Consider the following 17619-nt stretch of genomic DNA (forward strand, 5'->3'; position numbering starts at 1 on the left):
GAAATTGTGCGGTATACGGATCAATTCTAAGTTCCCATTCTATTCACTCTCGCATTATCTATAGTATTCAGAGGAAAGCGAGGTGATTAGTATGGCCCGCATAAGAAGAGATGTAGTCGAAATCAAGTTTAGACGCAGTATCATAACCGGACGAAGAATTATCATCGCCTTCCGTATAATCGGCAGCGCCAGACCATGCAGCCGTTTCTTATTCTTTGGTGGTCGCGTGTTATTTGCTGAACGATGTCTTTTAAGAAACGGTTTCCGGCTTGTGATATCCAAACGGAATGTTCTAGTATTTGAACGAAGAATCTAATTTCCATGAAGCGGCAACCCTCAGGGGTTGCCGCTTCATTTTAAAACAGAAGAATCGCACACGTTAACCCTAAATACAAACAAAGCGGACTATACAACCACGTATCATTTCTTGCAAATACCGTGTGCTTTACTTTTTTGAAAAATCCTACATGTCTAAAGTCGCCAACCGCCCGCAAAATGAAAACAGAAGCGCAAACGATACACCCTGTTCTTGTAAGGGCATTTGCCGGTAATGGATCTATATAACTGCCTTGCATCAGGAGTATGACACAAACAATTAAGAGAAGAACAGCCACCAAGAGCGTAGCCGGTTTCCCGGGAGTAAAAGCAGGCTTGTACTCCCCCGCTTTCGAAGGTATCGCGGCACCGATTCCCCAGCGCCCCCCATAGGCCCAATAAATATGTAAGATGCTGATTAGAGCCAAAATACTTACGGCTGACAAAACCATAACGGATTTCATTCAATCCGCCTCCCCATTCGGTTTTTAAAATTTGACCAGAAAACCTGACAAGGTTTCCAAGAACATTAAACATGCGAACAATTTCGTCTGCGGCCTAGGAAGTACACGAACCAGAATAAGTGAAAACAATAGAGTCAGCGCATTATTTGCATAACAAAAATAATCCAACATGCCGCTTTCCGGCTTCGTGCTAATCCTGGCTAAATTAAGGGTAGCGTTTGAAATGATCGCCAACCCGCCGCTTACGAACCATATCGATTCCGGGGTCATGGCTTTGAATACTTTGGGTGTGATGCAAATATGAAGAATCCCCAAAATCATAATCGCTATGGCCACAACAAGGTATAGGAGGTTGATAGGAAGGCTCCTTTCTTCATCTAAGAAGGGGTAGTTAACACGCGAAAACATACGCATCCGTATGTTAGTGCATTTTTTATGTCCCCCGCAGCACTTACAGCCGCATGAGGGACATCGGTGTTCAACTTTTTAATAGAATCTCAAACATCTTGACGATATCAAAATTGGTATTGCTCTCAAACCGGGTCATCCATCCCACATAAGTTAAATAGGTAAGTCTGGCTCTGTCAGCGGCCTCTGAAAACGTCAATCCCCTCTTCTCGTACAAGACGGTAACAAAATGAATTCTTTGTTCCTCGATATCGACCAATCGGGATGCTACGACAGGATCATGTTTAGCCCAGGCATAAATGCCGATCTCCATTTTCTTGTCCCGGTTGTTGATACTAAGATTAAGCAGTTGTTCCAACGAGAAGCTATCTTGTTCTACATTCTGGATGATCCGTTTGGTTGCATATTCCTCCCAATAATCCAGCATGGAATCCAGAAGTTCTTTACGGTCTCGAAAGTAGTGGTAGAAGCTGCCTTTACTTATTTTCAGTGCCTTGGCAAGCGCTTCGACACGAACTTCATGGATGCCGGCTTCGGCGAGTTTATTTAATCCGGCTTTTACCCAATCTTCCCTGGTTACTTGCATGACTCCCCCTTAAGATACGGCAGCGTATGTTTTTATCAGAATACTATTCGGGTTTTATTTTGTCAATGGAGTGCTGTGTACCACACTTCAAAGACTCCAGTTCATGGATCAATTGCTTGAGGGTGCCTTCTTTTTCCGGCTCACTTTGCTCGTCATATAAAAATTGTTCCGTAAATTCCCAAATATCTTCAAGCAGCCTCCTGATTTTATAAAACCGGAGCGCTTCTTCATCAATGATATAGTCGGGATGAATTTTTTTATATAAAGCGAAGAAATCGTGAAAATAAGTTTCATCCGTCAGGAACATCAAGTCGGCTTCTACCGGTGCCAGCTTCAAACCTTCCCAATCAATCAAAATCAGCTGATGATCGCTCTGCATCATGTTCCAGGGATGAATATCCGTATGACACCAGCGCAAAGGCAGCATGCGTCCGGCCAATTTCAATGATAGGTCCTGCAAAACGGATATATGCTCAAACAACACGTTTTTGTAAGGTTTTATTGCGGATCTTAATCTTGGAGATAAATCGCGGGCTGCCATCGTTTCGTTGAGTGCATTCATAAAAGGGACATGAAAATCCTCCGTCAGATGTTCCGCGGGCACCGAGATGGAGTTTCCGGCCTTGTGCAGCTCGGCCAATATAGTTGTCAGTTGTTCGATCTGAGTTTGGCTTAATGCTTTTTCTCCGATCGTTTCCCCGTGAATATACTCGTAAAGAAGAAAAATACCGTCCACATTTTCACATACATATTCCCCTGATTGAGTTTTCAGAGGCACCGGAATTTTACCGGCCAGGTTTGTGTTTTCGTTAAGCCAGCAGGTTACCGGGATATATTTATGGAGCCGTGCGGTTAATTTGGGAGTCGACGACCGTTTTTTCTCATACTCTTTCAAAAAATAGGTCGAGTTGCTTGGGGTCTCGATCCGGTAAGCCAAGGAAGCCCATCCCCCTTGCTGCCGGTTGATGCTAAGCGGCTCCAGATGATAATGTTCCGTAACCAATTTTGTGAGCCGGGCAAGCTTCAAGCTCTCTGTCTCCATTTATTTCCCCTCCAAATAGAATTCTTGCTATAATACTCGTTATAGTCCCCCTATAAAAAAAATAAGGTGAAATTACATGCTGTCATTTGCCCGATTGATTAAATGCAAGCCCCCTATCCCGTAATACCCGAGACGAATTGAGATTTTTCAATTTATAGGGGGCATGAACTGTGTTAACAAAAAAAATCTCAACACCATCTATCCTGCTGTTTATTATTCTTGTGGGTTTTCCGCAAATTAGTGAAACGATATACACGCCTTCTTTACCGGATATCGCGGATCATTTCCACGTCAGCCAGAACTTGATCCAACTGACGCTCAGTGTCTACTTCCTGGGCTTCGCCCTTGGTGTTTTTTGCTGGGGAAGGCTCTCGGATGTGATCGGACGGCGTCCCGCGCTGCTTTGGGGAATCCTCGTTTATGGTCTCGGAAGCTTGGGGTGTTATTTGTCCGGCACCGCCGAATGGCTATTGGTATGCCGGTTTCTTCAGGCTTTTGGAGCCAGTACCGGCTCGGTTGTCACGCAAACCATCCTGCGCGAGAGTATCGACGGAGCCAAACGTCACGCCGTTTTTGCCCAAATTTCCGCAGCGCTGGCCTTCACTCCAGCGATCGGCCCGTTAATTGGCGGGTGGGTAGATCAAGCGCTCGGTTTCAGGGCGGTTTTCCTCACGCTTGTTATCATGGGCGCGGCCGTTTTTGCGTATACGTTCGCTGCACTTCCTGAGACAAAAGGAGCCGTAACGACCACCATCAAAATCCGGTCCGTATTCCGGCGCATGATTGGCGATAAAAAGTTATGGGCGTTCGGTTTTCTCATTGGGGCAACGAATGGTCTTTTGTTCAGTTATTATGCCGAGTCACCGTTTATTTTTATAGAGTATTTTCATCTGACACCGGGCGAATTCGGACTTTTCGGCATTCTAGTGGCGCTTTCTTCCATTCTCGGAGCCTTGTTGTCGAAAAAACTGTTAACGAAATGTACCGCTGAAAAGATCATCGTCACCGGCACGGTCCTCTCCGCTTTCGGAGCGGCCTGCATGACCGCCCTTATACTGTATAAGGCGAGTCCTTCGGCAATCTTTCTAATCCTTCTGGCCACCTGTATTTTCATCTTCCTGTTAGGAATCGGAATGGCTATACCCAACTGTCTAAGCTTGGCTCTGGTCCGATACGGCGATGTACTCGGGACTGCGGGCGCCATCTTCGGCTTGGGCTATTATATCCTTGTCAGCTTGATCACGAGCGGTATGAGCTACCTTCACAATGATTCTTTGCTCACCATGCCGCTTTATTTTCTCGTCTTGTCGCTGATGATGGTATTCGTAAGTAAGAGGCTGCCGCATTCCGTAAAATAAAGAGGCCATCTCAGGTAAACGTTCTTCTCTGCGAAAGCCGATTTTCTGAATACAGAAAATCGGCTTTTTTTCTTTTAAAGAACCACCTGTTTGTTCGCCCGCTCGTTTAATGATCCCGGCCGACTATATAAGTCAATAAATGCTTCAGGAAAGCGGTATTGCGCGGAACCTCTTTCAACGATTCCATAGCCAGACAGTAATGTTCCCACATTTCTCTACCTGCGCCGTCCTGCCCCAGTATCGTCACGAAAGTCGAGTTGTTGTTTTCGATATCCTTGCCGGCAGGTTTACCGAGCACCTCCACGTTTCCTTCCGCGTCAAGCAAATCGTCTTTGATCTGGAAAGCAATGCCCGCATGATAAGCGAATTTTTTCAAGGCGTCTATCTCGGCGGCCGGTACCTCCGCAAGAATGGCCGGCATGACGAGGGCCGCTTCGAATGCGATTCCGGTCTTATAAAAGCAGATCCGGTTCAACTGCTCCAAGGTCAACGCTTTGCCTCTGGCCTGCAGGTCCATCGCCTGTCCCATGCACATCTCTTCGGTCTTTTCGGCCGAATAGCGGATAAGCGCAAGGACGGACTTGGCCGGAAAACAGTCCAGCGATGTCTGCTCTTGGGTGGCCTTCTGGATCAGGTACAGACCGGTCAGCTCAGCGGTGGCAATGTTGTGCACCTGATGCAGGGTCGGCCGTCCTCTTCTCGTGGACGCATTATCTTGGGAAGGCAGATCGTCGAAGATCAGGGAGGCGGTATGCATATATTCGAGCGATTTGAGAAGCGGGATGATTTCTTTCGCCTTCAGCCCGTACTCGTTTACGCCCATAACCCAGGTTAAAATAGGCCGGATACGCTTTCCCGAGCCTTCCAGACTGTAATTGGCGGCGTCAATAAGCGCTTCACCCATCCCGGGCGTTCCGTGAGGCTTGGAAATGTGCAGGAAGCTGTTGATCTGATCACGTACGCTAGCGACCGTAGCAGAGAAGGCCTCTTTCTCCTTCTGGTTGTTTTGGAGAACGGCAACCACCTGATCCCGCAGCAGTTTATCGAAAAAATCAACATCGTCCGCTTTACTTACCATAGTTTGGATGAGACGGTTGAATTCGGGGTCTCCGGACGCGAATATATTCATAAGCTCGTTGTACTTTTCGGCGCCGAGACGTTCTTTACATCGTTTGAGACCGTTGATCGCACGATCCAGGATGACCTCACGGGTCTTCGCATCGGAGCGGTACACGTTATGAATCAGATGGGAAATAACCGTCCAGTACAATTCATAAGGGTTAATCAGATCCGGACGGCGATCCCGGTATTTTAAATAGTAGGTATAAGGGGTTACCGCACCGTCTTTCCTGTCGTCGAACATATCCGCGAAATCATCGGCCAGTTGATTGTAAATGCCGTAATAAAAAGTCCGGTTATCGAATCCTTCGTCCGCATCCGCACTAAGTACGGAACGCACAATCAGCCGGGAAGAAGAAGATTTTAAGATGATGGGGATATACAGCTCTTCATTCGTGTAAGACTCACAGGACAGATCCTTTATACGGTCCAGCTCTTGGGAGTGGAAAAAGACATACGATTGTTCGTAAAAGGTACTAAGTGCTTCCGGCCGCTGGTACGCCTGGATCGACTGAAAAGCATCCCGCAGCTCCGCATGTACGAATTCCAGCAAAATCCGATTATTCTCGGACCACTCGCCCAGTTCAGGCACGGTACCCGTAAGAAGGGCGTTTCGTATCATGCCGGTAAATTGTTCTTTCTCCAGGTCGGTTAAGATCCCGGAATCGAGGAGATCGTCTATGAAAGGATAGGTCAGACCGTACGAATATCCGAGCCGGATGGCTTCATCCAGTCTGCGGGACCGTTCGTCCGGCGGCGTTTTATCGTCCATATCGTCGTCTACGTGCAGAATGACCCCGAGAATGATTTTGAGCAGTTTGCGCTGGGCTTGCTCGGCATTCATTTCTTTCGGGATGCGGGTAGAAACGTTTTTGAGCTTGGCTATTAACCAAATTGCCGCGGTTTCGATCCCTTCCTTCTGGGCCCACCGGTACAAACCCGCCCAGCTTATATAATCCGGCTGATCTCCCCCGTCCGCTTTGGCGGAATCCATCAATTGGTTTTTGATATCGCCGATCAGTTTATGGACTTTCTTCTGTGTGGCGGGAGAATCCAGGGCTTGGCCCAAATCCCGCAAATAAATGTAAGAGATGCTCCGGTCCAGATAATCGTCCAATTTTCCTGTGTAACGGAGCCATTGGATATATCGGGAATAATCCCGTGAATCGGGCTTTCTTTTTCTCCCGGATAAAAAGGAAACTAGCGAAAAAGGCGGGATATGATCTTTTTTCCAAACGCGGATATCTTCAGTCAGGACCGGCACATAGCTCTTCACCTTGACCTGCTCATAAAGCGATGCGAAATACTGCGCGGCTCTCTGCTCAGCCAGCCGGCACCAGGTTTCGGCCTGGTCTGTAAATGTCTGGTTCATAGGTTGCACGACCTCGACTTCTATTTGGTTAAACCGCGCTTAGAAGAACAACTCTCTCGCGGACGGCAACCGATTTTGTTCTATTTATACGGGAAAGAATCGTTTGGGTTACGAAATGTTGATCCCGGTCCGTAAAAAACGTTCGAATAGAAGGCCAAGCGAAACAAAAGAGCGTCTGTGATTGCCACAGCGCTCTTTTTTGAACATCTCCGCGTGATCCCTGCAGGCATATCCGCCGCGCTTAATTCGACTGCATGTTATACAGCTTCGCGTACGTCCCTCCCTGTCTCATAAGCGTCTCATGGGTTCCCTCCTCGGCGAATCCCTGTTCCGTAAGCACGACAATCCGGTCGGCATCCCGGATCGTGGACAATCGGTGGGCAATGATCAAGGCGGTGCGGTTTCGGGTCAGCATCTCCATACTGTGTTGAATGATTCTTTCGCTTTCGTTGTCAAGTGCGGAAGTGGCTTCGTCGAAGATCAGGATGGCCGGGTTTCTCAAAATAACGCGGGCGATGCTGATGCGTTGTTTCTGCCCGCCCGAAAGCTTGTTTCCCCTCTGGCCGACAAAAGCTTCGTAAGCGCCCGGTAAACCCGTAATAAATTCATGAGCATGCGCCAGTTTGGCGGCTGCTATAATTTCCTCATCCGTTGCGTCCGGTTTTCCGTACCTGATATTATCGCGTACGGTTCCCGCGAATAAATACACGTCCTGCTGAACAATTCCGATTTGACTGCGCAGCGATTTTAGCTCCACGTCTTTAATGTTCAGATCGTCCACGTATACATTTCCTTCACTGGGGTCATAGAAGCGGGGAATCAACTGACACAGAGTCGTCTTGCCTGCTCCGGACGAACCGACAAGCGCAACGGTTTCACCCGGAGATACGGTTAAGTTTAAATGACTGAACACGGGGGAATTGTCGCCCGAATACCGGAAACCGACGTTTTCGAATCGGATTTTCCCCCGGACCCGGTTTAACGTTACGGCGTCTTCCGAGTCGGTGATAGCGGGTTTTATCGAGAGGATTTCTACAAATCGCTCGAAACCCGCCGCCCCGTTTTGCAGATTTTGCGTAAAGTTAACCAGTCTTTTTACCGGGTCGGTGATGGTGTTTATATACAGCAGAAAAGTAATCAATTCCGTCAAGAGAAGCATGTTATTGCTGATAAGAAGCGCGCCCGCGACAACGACCGCTATATACATCAGCGACATGAATGAAGTCAATCCGTTGAAAAATAGAGCCTCGGCTTTATAGCCTTTTTTCCTGCTCCCAAGGAACACCTCGTTGCCGGCTCTGAATTTAGCGGTCTCTACCTCTTCGTTGGCGAAAGACTGGACGACGCGGACGCCGGCAAGGCTGTCTTCCAGTTGCGCGTTAAGATCTCCGATTCGTTCGTTGTTCTTTTTCAGCGCTTCCTTTACCTTGATACTATAGCGGTAGGCAAACAGGAACATGAACGGCAGAACCGATAACAGAGTGAGCGCAAGTACGGGGTTTAGCTGCCACAAAATAATCGCCGATCCCGCGATTCTTACGAACGAGATGACCAGATCCTCCGGACCATGGTGCGCAAGTTCGGATATGTTAAACAAATCATGGGTAGCGCGGGACATAAGCTGACCGGTGGCTGTCTTGTCATGGAAGCTGAACGGAAGCCTCTGAACATGCCGAAACAAGTCGTTTCGCATATCCGCCTCCATCGCCGCGCCCATCGTATGGCCGTAATAGTCCGTATAAAAGCCGCTTCCATACTCGACCGCCATCAAAAATAAAAAAACGGCTATCATTTTGACAAAAAGCGCAGCGGCAATCCCTTCCTCACTGATCGCGCTCGTGGTCATGAAATGGACTAGCATCGGAAAGGCAAGCGCGCACATGGAAGCAAGCGCCGCAAATATCAAATCGGCAATCAGTACCTTTTTATAAGGCTTGTAATAAGTCACGAACCTTTTTATCATTTTCACCCGGATACCTCCGCTTGGTTTGGATTGCACGGCCGGTTTTTTCGGCCCAATCGGCATACTTTCTAGTTTTGGCTATCGGATAAAATGTCATGGTTATCACTCCCGTTGTTTTTTATTAGGATATCATTACTGAAGTTTGGCAAACAAAGGGTTAATCGGTTTGTAGTTATTTTTTACAGGTTCTTTTTAGATCGTTTTATTCACAAAAAAAGATGACCTCACTGTTAATAAGGACATCTTTACAGATGCTGTGTCGCAACGAGCTCGGAATCCGCTATATGGATCAGGATCTGGTGTATACTCCATTTGTCCAGTGCCGGTTTGAAACGGAATTCCTTATCGGTTAATCCTTCAACAGCTTCCCGCAACAGCTTGTATCCGCGGCTGTATTCTTCTATTAGGGCTTGCATTATGTAAGTGAAAGAGCTTGATAAAATAAAAACCGCGCAGTGCGCGGCTTACGGATAGATTCACTTCTCGGATAATTATCTTTCCTTCGGTTTATCTCCGATTAAGCCCAACAAAAACATTTGTGAATAAGCGTATCCTTTGTATGTTTTCGAGATAACGGGAGGAATAGTCAAATCATGATCCAAGTAGGTGGTCAGGATAAGCTGTGTAAATTCCTTTTGATCGGTCAAGGAATATTCCTGCAGCTGTTTTGCAAAATCCTTACTGACCTTGTCTCTCCCCCCAAGGGCTTCTTGAAGCTGATATCCTGCGACATACAGTTCCGTCGCTGTCTCTTCGTCCGAATTTCGATACTCAGCAACATAAGCCGAAATCCAATCACGAACAAGTGACGAGGTGTCTTTATTATTTTGCTTAGCGACCTGTTGAAAACTCTCTTTCAGATCTTTTGATATGCGTATGTGCAAATTCGTATCCATTCAACTGCGGCCTCCTTATTAAGGGTAACTTAATTGTAAATAAACACACGCACAATGTCAATACATTGTGTTTACATCTTGTATACAAAGATGAACAATCACATCGCTATCCATTGACACATAAATATTTGAATTTTAAAATAAACTCATCAGTTTCGTACTACGAGAGGAGGCAGCCGGTTCAGCCCGCCGACAGAGGGCTCGGACCGGCATTCACATGCGAATTGCCGAAGGTATTGAAATGTTGGAACTGCAATTAGGACCGATGACGATTCATCCCGTTGTCGTGTTCGATCAGGAATCATGGACGCTGATCGACACAGGCATGCCGGGGTCCGCTCCGGCCATTATGGAGCTGGCAAAACAAGCGGGCACCGGAGATCTGCCGCTTCGCTCCATCCTTTTAACGCACCAGGACATCGACCACATCGGGGGACTGCCCGGCATCTTGGCTGCCACCGGCGGCTCGGCCCCCGTCCTCGCCCACCCCGGCGACGAAGGCGCCATTAACGGCACGCAGCCGATGCTGAAAATGACGCCGGAACGGCTGGCCGGATTTCTCGGTCAAGTGCCGGCAGAGGTCCGGGAGCAGTTCGAGCGGACGTTCCTGAATCCGTCTCGCCCCAATGTGGACCGGACATTTTCTGACGGAGAGACGCTACCATACGGCGGCGGATTAACCGTTATCCATACTCCGGGGCACACGCCCGGCCATGTCAGCCTGTACCATGCGCCCAGCAAAACGCTGATTGCCGGAGACGCCATGATCGCGAAGAACGGTGAATTAACGGGACCTAATCCTGTGAATACGCCTGACATGGGACGAGCGCTGGAATCGCTGAAGAAGTTCGCGGCCTTCGATATTGAGCGGGCAGTCTGTTTCCACGGCGGTCTCGTTCAGGGCGGTGTCAACGAAAGCATCGCACGAGTGGCGCGGCAGGCGTAGCGAATTTTGCGGGTAGAGCATGACGGGTTCAAGGGGCGGAATTTGTTACGATGTACGGCTTCTTCCGCTTGATTTCTCAGCTTATTACACGGTAAGAAACAATCAACTTTCGATAAAAAAGCACGGATTAACTTAGCGATTCCATATTACCTGTATCAGCAATTTCAAAAAGGCACCCGCCAGGGTGAACGGAACCCCGAATAGGGTCACTTTATAAAGTGTCCACTATTCGGGGTTCCGTTCAAACATTGATCAAAACAAGTTCTTTCAATAAAATCATGAATTTTGTTTATATAAAAATTGTTTGGTAAGTTCAATGATTCTACGTCTAAAACTACAAAAAACTTGCTCAATAATCCATTGATAGCTAGTTGTCCGTATTTTATAATTGAGAATGATTATTATTACCAATACAATACTAAGGAGAAAAAAATGAAAAAGATAAAGTATATCCTGCTAGTGACGAGTCTTGCTGCTATACTCCTCTTATTAGCAGCTTGTTCTAGCAATGAAATTGAACAACAATCAACGCCAAATACGGAAACAAAAACGTTTAAACATGAGTCAGGCGAGACAGTTGTGCCAGTTCATCCACAGCGTGTTGCTTCTGATCAGTATATGGGGCAGTTATTGAAGTTAGGGATAAAACCAATTGGTGTACGTGATAATATGTTGACAGAGCCATGGATTAAACCAGCTAACTTAGAAAAAGGCGCACTTGACGGTATTAAAAGTTTAGGCGGATTTCCTCTTAACCTTGAAGCTCTTACCTCTCTAAATCCAGATGTCATTATTAGCTCGCTTCCAGACAATATAGAGTCTTATAGCAAAATTGCTCCGACTGTTCATATTCCATATGCTTCGCCAAATTATTCGTCCCCAATGGACAAGTTTTTTAAAATAGCTGAACTGTTTGATAAAACGGAGCAAGCAAAACAGTGGATCGACCAGTTTGAACAAGAAGCTGCTCGGGTGCAAGAGCAAATCCTTCAATCCGGAAAAATTAAAAAAGGGGAAACTGTTTCTGTAATGGGGGTTTTCAATAAAAATGTTTATGTTTTCGGGCCTAAAGGTTCGTATGGAGGGAGTATGATTTACGACTATGTGAAACTACAGCCGACACCTCAAGCTGAACAACTGCGGGGACAAACGTTTCACAGCGCACAGCTTTCACTTGAAATGGTACCAGAATATATGGGCGACCATGCCTTTTTTGCAGTCATCGATGAAGCTAAAGGAAAAGAGTTAATGGAGAGCAGTTTTTGGAAAACGTTACCTGCTGTAGCAAACAATCAAGTTTATTTTTATGATTCCCCTATTTTTGCGATGGATGACCCTTACTCAATGGAAGCACAGTTAAAAATTATCCATGATCTATTCATGCCAACAGAAAAACAATAACACAGTAAGCCGACTTTTAACCGTTCTTTGCGTAACTGCGAAGTACGGTTTTAGTCATTTCCAATGCAGGGTTGAAGAAAATGGAGGAAGATATTTATGCGCAACATTACTCCCAGCAGTTTAGCTTTCCATTTGTTGTCGTTGGAGCGGATAGAGGCAAATGAAAAAGCAAAGCAATTTTCAATAAATAGCTTTGGCCTCATTGCCGTCGTTCAGGGAAGTTTACTCAGCGAAGATCGAAATCAAAAATTGACGATGACAGCAGGTGAAGTAGTTGTATTTAATCCGACTACCGAGATGTTCGTTCATGGAGAAAATTGTACGTATTATTTTATAAGCTATCAAGTTTTCCAGCCGAACGCAAAGGAGATGTCAAATCCTTTCTTCCACTTTAACAGCAAAGAGCATAGTCCCGCCAAAGTGAAAATACCGATTCGCTCACTCACAAGAGGTTTGGAACAAATGTATCGTCATGCATGGAGTACGGATGTTTTACAGCAATGTACAAATCATATGTATTTTCAAGAATGGATGACGCTTATTCTTACAGAACAATTGAAACAAACGAACCAAGAACATAATAGCGTCCAAGCGGTAGAACAAATAATTGCTTACATACATGCCTTTTATTATGAAGAACTTACGGTAGAGCAACTTGCGATAAAAGCCGGGACGAGCAGGCGGCAATTTACCCATGTATTTCAGAAGCTGACAAACCGCAGTGTTACTCAATATGTAACAAATATTAGAATTGAAGAGGCTAAAAAGTTATTAGTCCAAAATGAAACACTCGCTTCGATCGCAAAAGTAGTTGGCTATCAAGATGAATATTATTTTAGTCGCCGATTTAAACAAGTAGTCGGAAAATCTCCTCGACAATATGCAAAGCTTAAAAAAGACGGAGTTAAGGCTGTCAAACTTCCGGTTATTCCACAACGAATAGTGGCGGACCAATATATGGGGCAATTATTATGTTTAGGTATTGCACCGATTGGTGCGAGAACAGATATGTTGAATAAAGATTATATCGCTCCGTTACAATCAACATCTACACTTTTACATCAGACCATTGATTTGGGAAAAGATTTTTTTATAAGTCCAAGTCGAATTGTGCAGCTACAACCAGATTTAATTATTACGCAAAATGAAGCTAATTATAAAACGTTTGGGTCAATAGCGCCTACGGTTGTAATTCCGTATCCTCACACATCTCCACTAACAAAGTTGCGTCTAATTGGTGAAGCGGTTGGAAAACTGAAGCAAGCAGAGCAGTGGATTGCAAGATATGAATATCGCGTTGAACGTATAAGGTCACAAATGATTAGCCGGTTAGGTACAAGTTTATCCGTTACAAACTTATTGCTCCTTACGAATAAGTTGTATGTACTGGGCCCTTATGCCGGATATGGCAGTTATAGTTTGTATCAAGCCTTACAACTCCAGTCACCTGCCAAACAACATAAAGAATTAACTGAGTTATCTTTAAGTGCGGAAATTCCCATTTCTAATTTACCGGAATATGTCGGAGATCATATCTTCTTATCTGCCTATGGCGACACCTCGATTTTGACTGAAAATGAAGCTTGGAAAGAATTAAGTACTGTACAAAAAGGAAATGTTACCTTTTGTAATCCTTACCGTTTTGCATTTGAAGATCCATATTCTTTAGATGAACAGTTGACGACGATTAAGCGTGCTTTACTAATCTAGAGGAACGATAAAAAAGCAGGAATTGATTTAGCGTGTGCTAAATCCGTCCCTGCTTTTTTTTGCGGCTCTCAAAACTAAAGCGCGCTTGAAGCTTGTACAACCAGAGGAACCAGAAGCCCGGAATCAAACGTCTCCCCTTTACGCAGCTTCAACGTTTTTCTTTCCGGAGGGCCGTCAAACATTCCTTCGGGGAGCTGAAGATCGGAGGCGTTAAAGATCGTAAAGCTCACCGCATCTTTCGAGGTCGAAATGACTGCAGCGTATTTTCCGTTTTTCAGAAAATGGGGCTTCTTGTATTGAATCCGCTCCGACACCTCGGGAATCGCCTGATGAATGACCTCACGCAGCCCGGCGGACAGTTCTTTTTGCCATGGTTCCTTCAACGCTTCAATAAAATCGGTTACTTCCTGGTTTGTGGGGTTCATATTTTTGTCTCCTTTAGGTATGTTTTCAGCAGTTCGAGCTGATCTTCCAAATCCGCTACTAAAGCCCGATTTATCGGGTTTCTTGCATAATCGGCTTGTTCTTCGAGCTTCCGTACTTCGATTCCGAAAGTTCCGAATCCTTGCGGAACCGGCATCCGCAGCGCCCAGTTCACGGCCTCCTCTTCGGAATTCACCTCAATGAGTGTGTAACCCGCCAAAAGTCCTTGCCCCGTTACAAAAGGCCCCGCCTCGAATACCGGTTGTTCTTCACCCGGGAAATACTGTATTCGGATTCCGGCGGAACTCGGCTGCAGCTCTTCCGCTGCAAGCAGCGCACCGGCCTCAGCCAGTGACTTGCGGTATGCGGCCATCGCTTCACTGTGCGCCGGGCCGGGTTTTACTCCTGCCTCCGAATAACCTGTCGCTTTTAAAATCAGCATAAATCGCATGCCCGTCTCCTCCTTGCGGGAAAAATAGTTGCGTCAGTGTGCTGCGCACCTCTTCCCCTTATTAGGACAACGAACGGGAAGCTTTGAAATCGACAAGCCGGCACAAAATTATTCCGCGGCTTCCGTCCCGCATTCAGCGGCCCGGTTCAGCAAAAGCTCCCGTTCCCGCGCATTGCGCGTCATGGAAGCCGCCCGCTCAAATTCCGCACGAGCTTCCTCCAGCCGTCCGAGCTTCACGAGAAGGTCGCCGCGGACGCTCGGCAGCAGATGGTAGCCCTTCAGAGCAGGCTCGCCGCTCAGTTCGTCCGCAATCTGCAGCCCGAAGGCCGGACCGAACGCCATCGCGACGGCGACGGCCCGGTTCAGCTCGACGATCGGCGACGGCGCCGCTCTGGACAGCGCTTCGTAAAGAGCGGCGATGCGGATCCAGTCGGTCTCGGCGGCGGTCGGCGCCTCCGCATGACAGGCGGCGATGGCAGCCTGCAGCGCGTAAGGTCCGAGCGGGCGTCCGAGCTTCCGGCTACGTTCCAGCGCCGCCAAACCGCGCCGGATCAGCAGCCGGTCCCACTGCGCGCGGTTCTGGTCCATAAGGAGGACGGGCTCGCCCGCTGCGCCAATCCGTGTACGGAACCGCGAAGATTGAATTTCCATCAGGGCAACCAGACCATGAACTTCCCCTTCCCCGGGAGCGATCTCGGCCAGAACGCGTCCCAGACGGAGCGCTTCCCGGCACAGCAGCGGCCTGATCCAGTCTTCCCCCGACGTTGCCGAATAGCCCTCGTTGAACATGAGGTACATGACCTCAAGCACGGCCGTCAACCGTTCCTTGAGCGCTTCCCCGGCCGGTACTTCAAACGGCACTTTTGCCGCGCTCAGCGTTTTTTTGGCGCGTACGATCCGCTGGGCCACGGTCGGTTCCGCAGCCAGGAACGAACGGGCGATTTCATCCGTCGTAAGTCCGCACAGCAGGCGGAGCGTCAGCGCGACCCTGGCCTCTTGCGAGAGGACGGGATGGCATGTCATAAAGATCAGACGAAGGAGATCGTCACCGATCTCCCCGTCCAGTGTGGCATTGAGGTCTTCCTCCGTATACAAATCCATGTTCTGGGCCATTTCGGCGTATTTGCGGTCACGCACCTTCGTTCTTCGCAGGAGGTCAATCGCACGCCGCTTCGCCGTCGTCATCAACCAGGCCCCGGGATTGTCCGGAATACCGGAAATCGGCCATTTCTCCAGCGCGATCACGAGGGCATCCTGGGCGAGATCCTCCGCAAGACCTACGTCCCTCACCATCCGCGTCAGTCCCGCGATAAGTTTGGGCGATTCGATGCGCCATATCGCATCGATTGTCCGATGTGCGGAAGACTGCTTCACGCTTTTTTCTGCTCCTCAACTTGCCTGCGGAGTGATTTTTCCTTCTCGACCGTCTCGGGATTACTCATCAGATCTTCCACCTCAAACACCTGTCTCAGCTCGATCTCGCCTTGTCCATATCCGTGCGGATCCGGCATACGCATAGCCCACTCGATAGCTTCTTCCCGCGTTTTGACTTCAATAAGCGTGTAGCCCGCAATGATTTCTTTCGCCTCGGTGAACGGTCCGTCCACCACCTTCGGCTTGCCCCCCGGTTCCGGATAGGAAATCCGGATTCCGCCCGAGCTTGGCTGCAGGCCGTCGGCGGCTAGCAGAACGCCCGCTTTTACCAATTCTTCGTTGTACTTCTGCATCGCCTCGATAAGCTCCTGACTGGGCATGACCCCTGCCTCGGAATCCGTCGTCGCTTTCACAATCATCATAAATCTCATCGGTATATTCCTCCTCTTTTTTGTGAACCTTCACTTATACGACGAACCGGGATCTACAGGATCGACAGCGAATCCCATTTTTCCATTTCGATTTTTCAAGTTAACTTTGGTTACTAGTTTTCGGCGGAAGCAAGTCTGTTTCCTGCCATTCGGATCTAGGTCACATTTCGGATGCACCACTTCCCCCGCTTACCTGTTGGCTGCAATTCGAACTTCACTGTTTCCTGTAAAAAAAGCCGAAAGTTCCGCTGAAATTAATTTTGCGGGGAGTTTTTTCGTATGTCCGAGTCCTTTCTTGCTGAGCAATTGCGCATTCGGAAGAGCTTGGGCCAGTGCCTGAGCGCCATGACGCAGGCCCGCCGGACTTTCCGTGCCCTCAAGCACCAGAACGGGCTGCGTGACGGAGCGCCATAATCCGGCAGGCAATGGCTTTCCTTCCATATACCCATCGAGCAGGGCGGCATCGTAAGGGAGCGTATGGGCGACGTCCATCAAGTTTGACCAGACACCCGGCATCAGCTTCATCATGCCGACCACAAACGAAGGCGCTCCCATGCCCTGAGTCATAAAATATTTGATCGCCTCGGCACGGCGTCCGGCGGCAATTAGCTCGCTTACATGCGCCGTAAAATTGTGCGGCGGCTTCCGGTCGGCCGGATCGACCACAAACGGAGGCTCGTGCAGAGCCAATTTGGCGATGTCCGCTCCGTTCGCCGCCGCCTGCAGGGCTAGGACCGCTCCGGAAGACAATCCCCAGACGAAAGCGGAGCCGCCGGCTTCGTCAATAACCGCCTGCAAATCCTCGATTTCGCGTTCGATGGCATAAGGCTGTTTGTCTCCGCTGTCTCCTCTTCCCCGCCGGTCGTAGTTGTACACCGTGAATTGCGCGGACAGCAGCTCGGCGAGCTGCACCTGTCCCGGAAATTTGCGGTAGCTGAACGCTCCCGTCACCAGAATAAGCGCCGGGCCTTGCCCCGTTTTGTCATATACGATTGTAGTGCCGTCTTTCGAAGTTACCGTGTTCATCATGCTCGTGCTCGTCTCCTTTTCTGCTCCACCAATTATTTAGTTATCTTAAAACGGAACGCTGGTTTTGGAAAGTACTGGCCGTTGCAGACGGGTGTCTTTCCACCGTGCCTATCTTGAACCGTTACTTTCTCACCTTTTCTTTTCAGCTTTCTCTGGTCCGGATCGTCCCGAATGAATGCTTCATCGGCCGCCTTCTATTAAGACGACGAAGCATAAATGACAAAATCGACAAACCTGCTCAAAAAAGAAATTTTTTTTATTTCATACGGTCCGCTCTCCGCAACAAAAAAAAGAAAGCCTTTCCGGCTTTCTTTCAAGTGCGTTCATTTTA

The 17619-nt window shown here is 48.1% G+C and carries 16 protein-coding genes; 4 read left to right on the forward strand and 12 right to left on the reverse strand.

Annotated elements, in window-relative coordinates:
- Nucleotides 1-356: 356 nt before the first annotated feature.
- From PCH01S_RS03065 to PCH01S_RS03080, 3 genes are all read right to left on the reverse strand, one after another.
- Nucleotides 357-779, reverse strand: coding sequence for a DUF3995 domain-containing protein (locus PCH01S_RS03065; protein WP_042226683.1), 423 nt, complete (start codon nt 777-779; stop codon nt 357-359).
- A 478-nt stretch (nt 780-1257) separates the two neighbouring features.
- Entirely contained in the window at nt 1258-1773 is a 516-nt protein-coding gene (locus PCH01S_RS03075; protein WP_042226686.1) for a TetR/AcrR family transcriptional regulator, read from the reverse strand.
- A 43-nt stretch (nt 1774-1816) separates the two neighbouring features.
- Complete coding sequence (locus tag PCH01S_RS03080) at nt 1817-2815, reverse strand: phosphotransferase (protein ID WP_042226687.1); 999 nt, start codon at nt 2813-2815, stop codon at nt 1817-1819.
- A gap of 170 nt (nt 2816-2985) precedes the next feature.
- Between PCH01S_RS03080 and PCH01S_RS03085 the strand changes: the two genes are divergently transcribed.
- The gene (locus PCH01S_RS03085) at nt 2986-4173 is read left to right on the forward strand and encodes a multidrug effflux MFS transporter (RefSeq protein WP_042226691.1); all 1188 of its coding nucleotides are present in this window, start codon (nt 2986-2988) and stop codon (nt 4171-4173) included.
- A gap of 106 nt (nt 4174-4279) precedes the next feature.
- Here PCH01S_RS03085 and PCH01S_RS03090 read toward each other — a convergent pair whose 3' ends face one another.
- From PCH01S_RS03090 to PCH01S_RS03100, 4 genes are all read right to left on the reverse strand, one after another.
- Nucleotides 4280-6664, reverse strand: coding sequence for a polyprenyl synthetase family protein (locus tag PCH01S_RS03090; protein ID WP_042226694.1), 2385 nt, complete (start codon nt 6662-6664; stop codon nt 4280-4282).
- Between the two features lie 241 nt (nt 6665-6905).
- Complete coding sequence (locus tag PCH01S_RS03095; protein ID WP_084706512.1) at nt 6906-8633, reverse strand: ABC transporter ATP-binding protein; 1728 nt, start codon at nt 8631-8633, stop codon at nt 6906-6908.
- 239 nt (nt 8634-8872) lie between these two features.
- Nucleotides 8873-9043 carry a DinB family protein gene (locus PCH01S_RS29595; RefSeq protein WP_084706513.1) on the reverse strand — a complete coding sequence of 57 codons (171 nt, stop codon included), beginning with the start codon at nt 9041-9043 and terminating at the stop codon, nt 8873-8875.
- Nucleotides 9044-9118: 75 nt separating this feature from the next.
- Nucleotides 9119-9523 carry a hypothetical protein gene (locus PCH01S_RS03100; protein ID WP_042226696.1) on the reverse strand — a complete coding sequence of 135 codons (405 nt, stop codon included), beginning with the start codon at nt 9521-9523 and terminating at the stop codon, nt 9119-9121.
- 241 nt (nt 9524-9764) lie between these two features.
- Between PCH01S_RS03100 and PCH01S_RS03105 the strand changes: the two genes are divergently transcribed.
- From PCH01S_RS03105 to PCH01S_RS03115, 3 genes are all read left to right on the forward strand, one after another.
- Nucleotides 9765-10469 carry an MBL fold metallo-hydrolase gene (locus tag PCH01S_RS03105; RefSeq protein WP_241688692.1) on the forward strand — a complete coding sequence of 235 codons (705 nt, stop codon included), beginning with the start codon at nt 9765-9767 and terminating at the stop codon, nt 10467-10469.
- A 432-nt stretch (nt 10470-10901) separates the two neighbouring features.
- Nucleotides 10902-11870, forward strand: coding sequence for an ABC transporter substrate-binding protein (locus PCH01S_RS03110; RefSeq protein ID WP_053228635.1), 969 nt, complete (start codon nt 10902-10904; stop codon nt 11868-11870).
- 96 nt (nt 11871-11966) lie between these two features.
- Nucleotides 11967-13580: an AraC family transcriptional regulator gene (locus tag PCH01S_RS03115; protein WP_042226700.1), complete on the forward strand. Its 1614-nt coding sequence runs from the start codon at nt 11967-11969 to the stop codon at nt 13578-13580.
- A 74-nt stretch (nt 13581-13654) separates the two neighbouring features.
- Here PCH01S_RS03115 and PCH01S_RS03120 read toward each other — a convergent pair whose 3' ends face one another.
- From PCH01S_RS03120 to PCH01S_RS03140, 5 genes are all read right to left on the reverse strand, one after another.
- Nucleotides 13655-14005, reverse strand: coding sequence for a DUF1801 domain-containing protein (locus PCH01S_RS03120; RefSeq protein ID WP_042226702.1), 351 nt, complete (start codon nt 14003-14005; stop codon nt 13655-13657).
- Entirely contained in the window at nt 14002-14454 is a 453-nt protein-coding gene (locus PCH01S_RS03125) for a YciI family protein (protein ID WP_042226704.1), read from the reverse strand. Before PCH01S_RS03125 ends, PCH01S_RS03120 begins: the two co-directional genes overlap by 4 nt.
- Nucleotides 14455-14562: 108 nt before the next feature.
- Nucleotides 14563-15828, reverse strand: a complete 1266-nt coding sequence (locus PCH01S_RS03130) for an RNA polymerase sigma factor (protein WP_042226706.1) — start codon at nt 15826-15828, stop codon at nt 14563-14565.
- Entirely contained in the window at nt 15825-16259 is a 435-nt protein-coding gene (locus PCH01S_RS03135) for a YciI family protein (protein ID WP_042226708.1), read from the reverse strand. Before PCH01S_RS03135 ends, PCH01S_RS03130 begins: the two co-directional genes overlap by 4 nt.
- A 189-nt stretch (nt 16260-16448) precedes the next feature.
- The gene (locus PCH01S_RS03140; RefSeq protein ID WP_042227426.1) at nt 16449-17285 is read right to left on the reverse strand and encodes an alpha/beta fold hydrolase; all 837 of its coding nucleotides are present in this window, start codon (nt 17283-17285) and stop codon (nt 16449-16451) included.
- Nucleotides 17286-17619: the final 334 nt, after the last annotated feature.

Source organism: Paenibacillus chitinolyticus NBRC 15660 (assembly GCF_000739915.1).
GTDB classification, from domain to species: Bacteria; Bacillota; Bacilli; order Paenibacillales; family NBRC-103111; genus Paenibacillus_F; species Paenibacillus_F chitinolyticus.

Excerpts from the sequence above, each read along its gene's own strand:
- PCH01S_RS03065 (WP_042226683.1), bottom strand. The coding sequence starts at position 779 with ATGAAATCCGTTATGGTTTTGTCAGCCGTAAGTATTTTGGCTCTAATC.
- PCH01S_RS03075 (WP_042226686.1), bottom strand. The coding sequence starts at position 1,773 with ATGCAAGTAACCAGGGAAGATTGGGTAAAAGCCGGATTAAATAAACTC.
- PCH01S_RS03080 (WP_042226687.1), bottom strand. The coding sequence starts at position 2,815 with ATGGAGACAGAGAGCTTGAAGCTTGCCCGGCTCACAAAATTGGTTACG.
- PCH01S_RS03090 (WP_042226694.1), bottom strand. The coding sequence starts at position 6,664 with ATGAACCAGACATTTACAGACCAGGCCGAAACCTGGTGCCGGCTGGCT.
- PCH01S_RS29595 (WP_084706513.1), bottom strand. The coding sequence starts at position 9,043 with ATGCAAGCCCTAATAGAAGAATACAGCCGCGGATACAAGCTGTTGCGG.
- PCH01S_RS03100 (WP_042226696.1), bottom strand. The coding sequence starts at position 9,523 with ATGGATACGAATTTGCACATACGCATATCAAAAGATCTGAAAGAGAGT.
- PCH01S_RS03105 (WP_241688692.1), top strand. The coding sequence starts at position 9,765 with ATGTTGGAACTGCAATTAGGACCGATGACGATTCATCCCGTTGTCGTG.
- PCH01S_RS03110 (WP_053228635.1), top strand. The coding sequence starts at position 10,902 with ATGAAAAAGATAAAGTATATCCTGCTAGTGACGAGTCTTGCTGCTATA.
- PCH01S_RS03115 (WP_042226700.1), top strand. The coding sequence starts at position 11,967 with ATGCGCAACATTACTCCCAGCAGTTTAGCTTTCCATTTGTTGTCGTTG.
- PCH01S_RS03120 (WP_042226702.1), bottom strand. The coding sequence starts at position 14,005 with ATGAACCCCACAAACCAGGAAGTAACCGATTTTATTGAAGCGTTGAAG.
- PCH01S_RS03125 (WP_042226704.1), bottom strand. The coding sequence starts at position 14,454 with ATGCGATTTATGCTGATTTTAAAAGCGACAGGTTATTCGGAGGCAGGA.
- PCH01S_RS03135 (WP_042226708.1), bottom strand. The coding sequence starts at position 16,259 with ATGAGATTTATGATGATTGTGAAAGCGACGACGGATTCCGAGGCAGGG.
- PCH01S_RS03140 (WP_042227426.1), bottom strand. The coding sequence starts at position 17,285 with ATGAACACGGTAACTTCGAAAGACGGCACTACAATCGTATATGACAAA.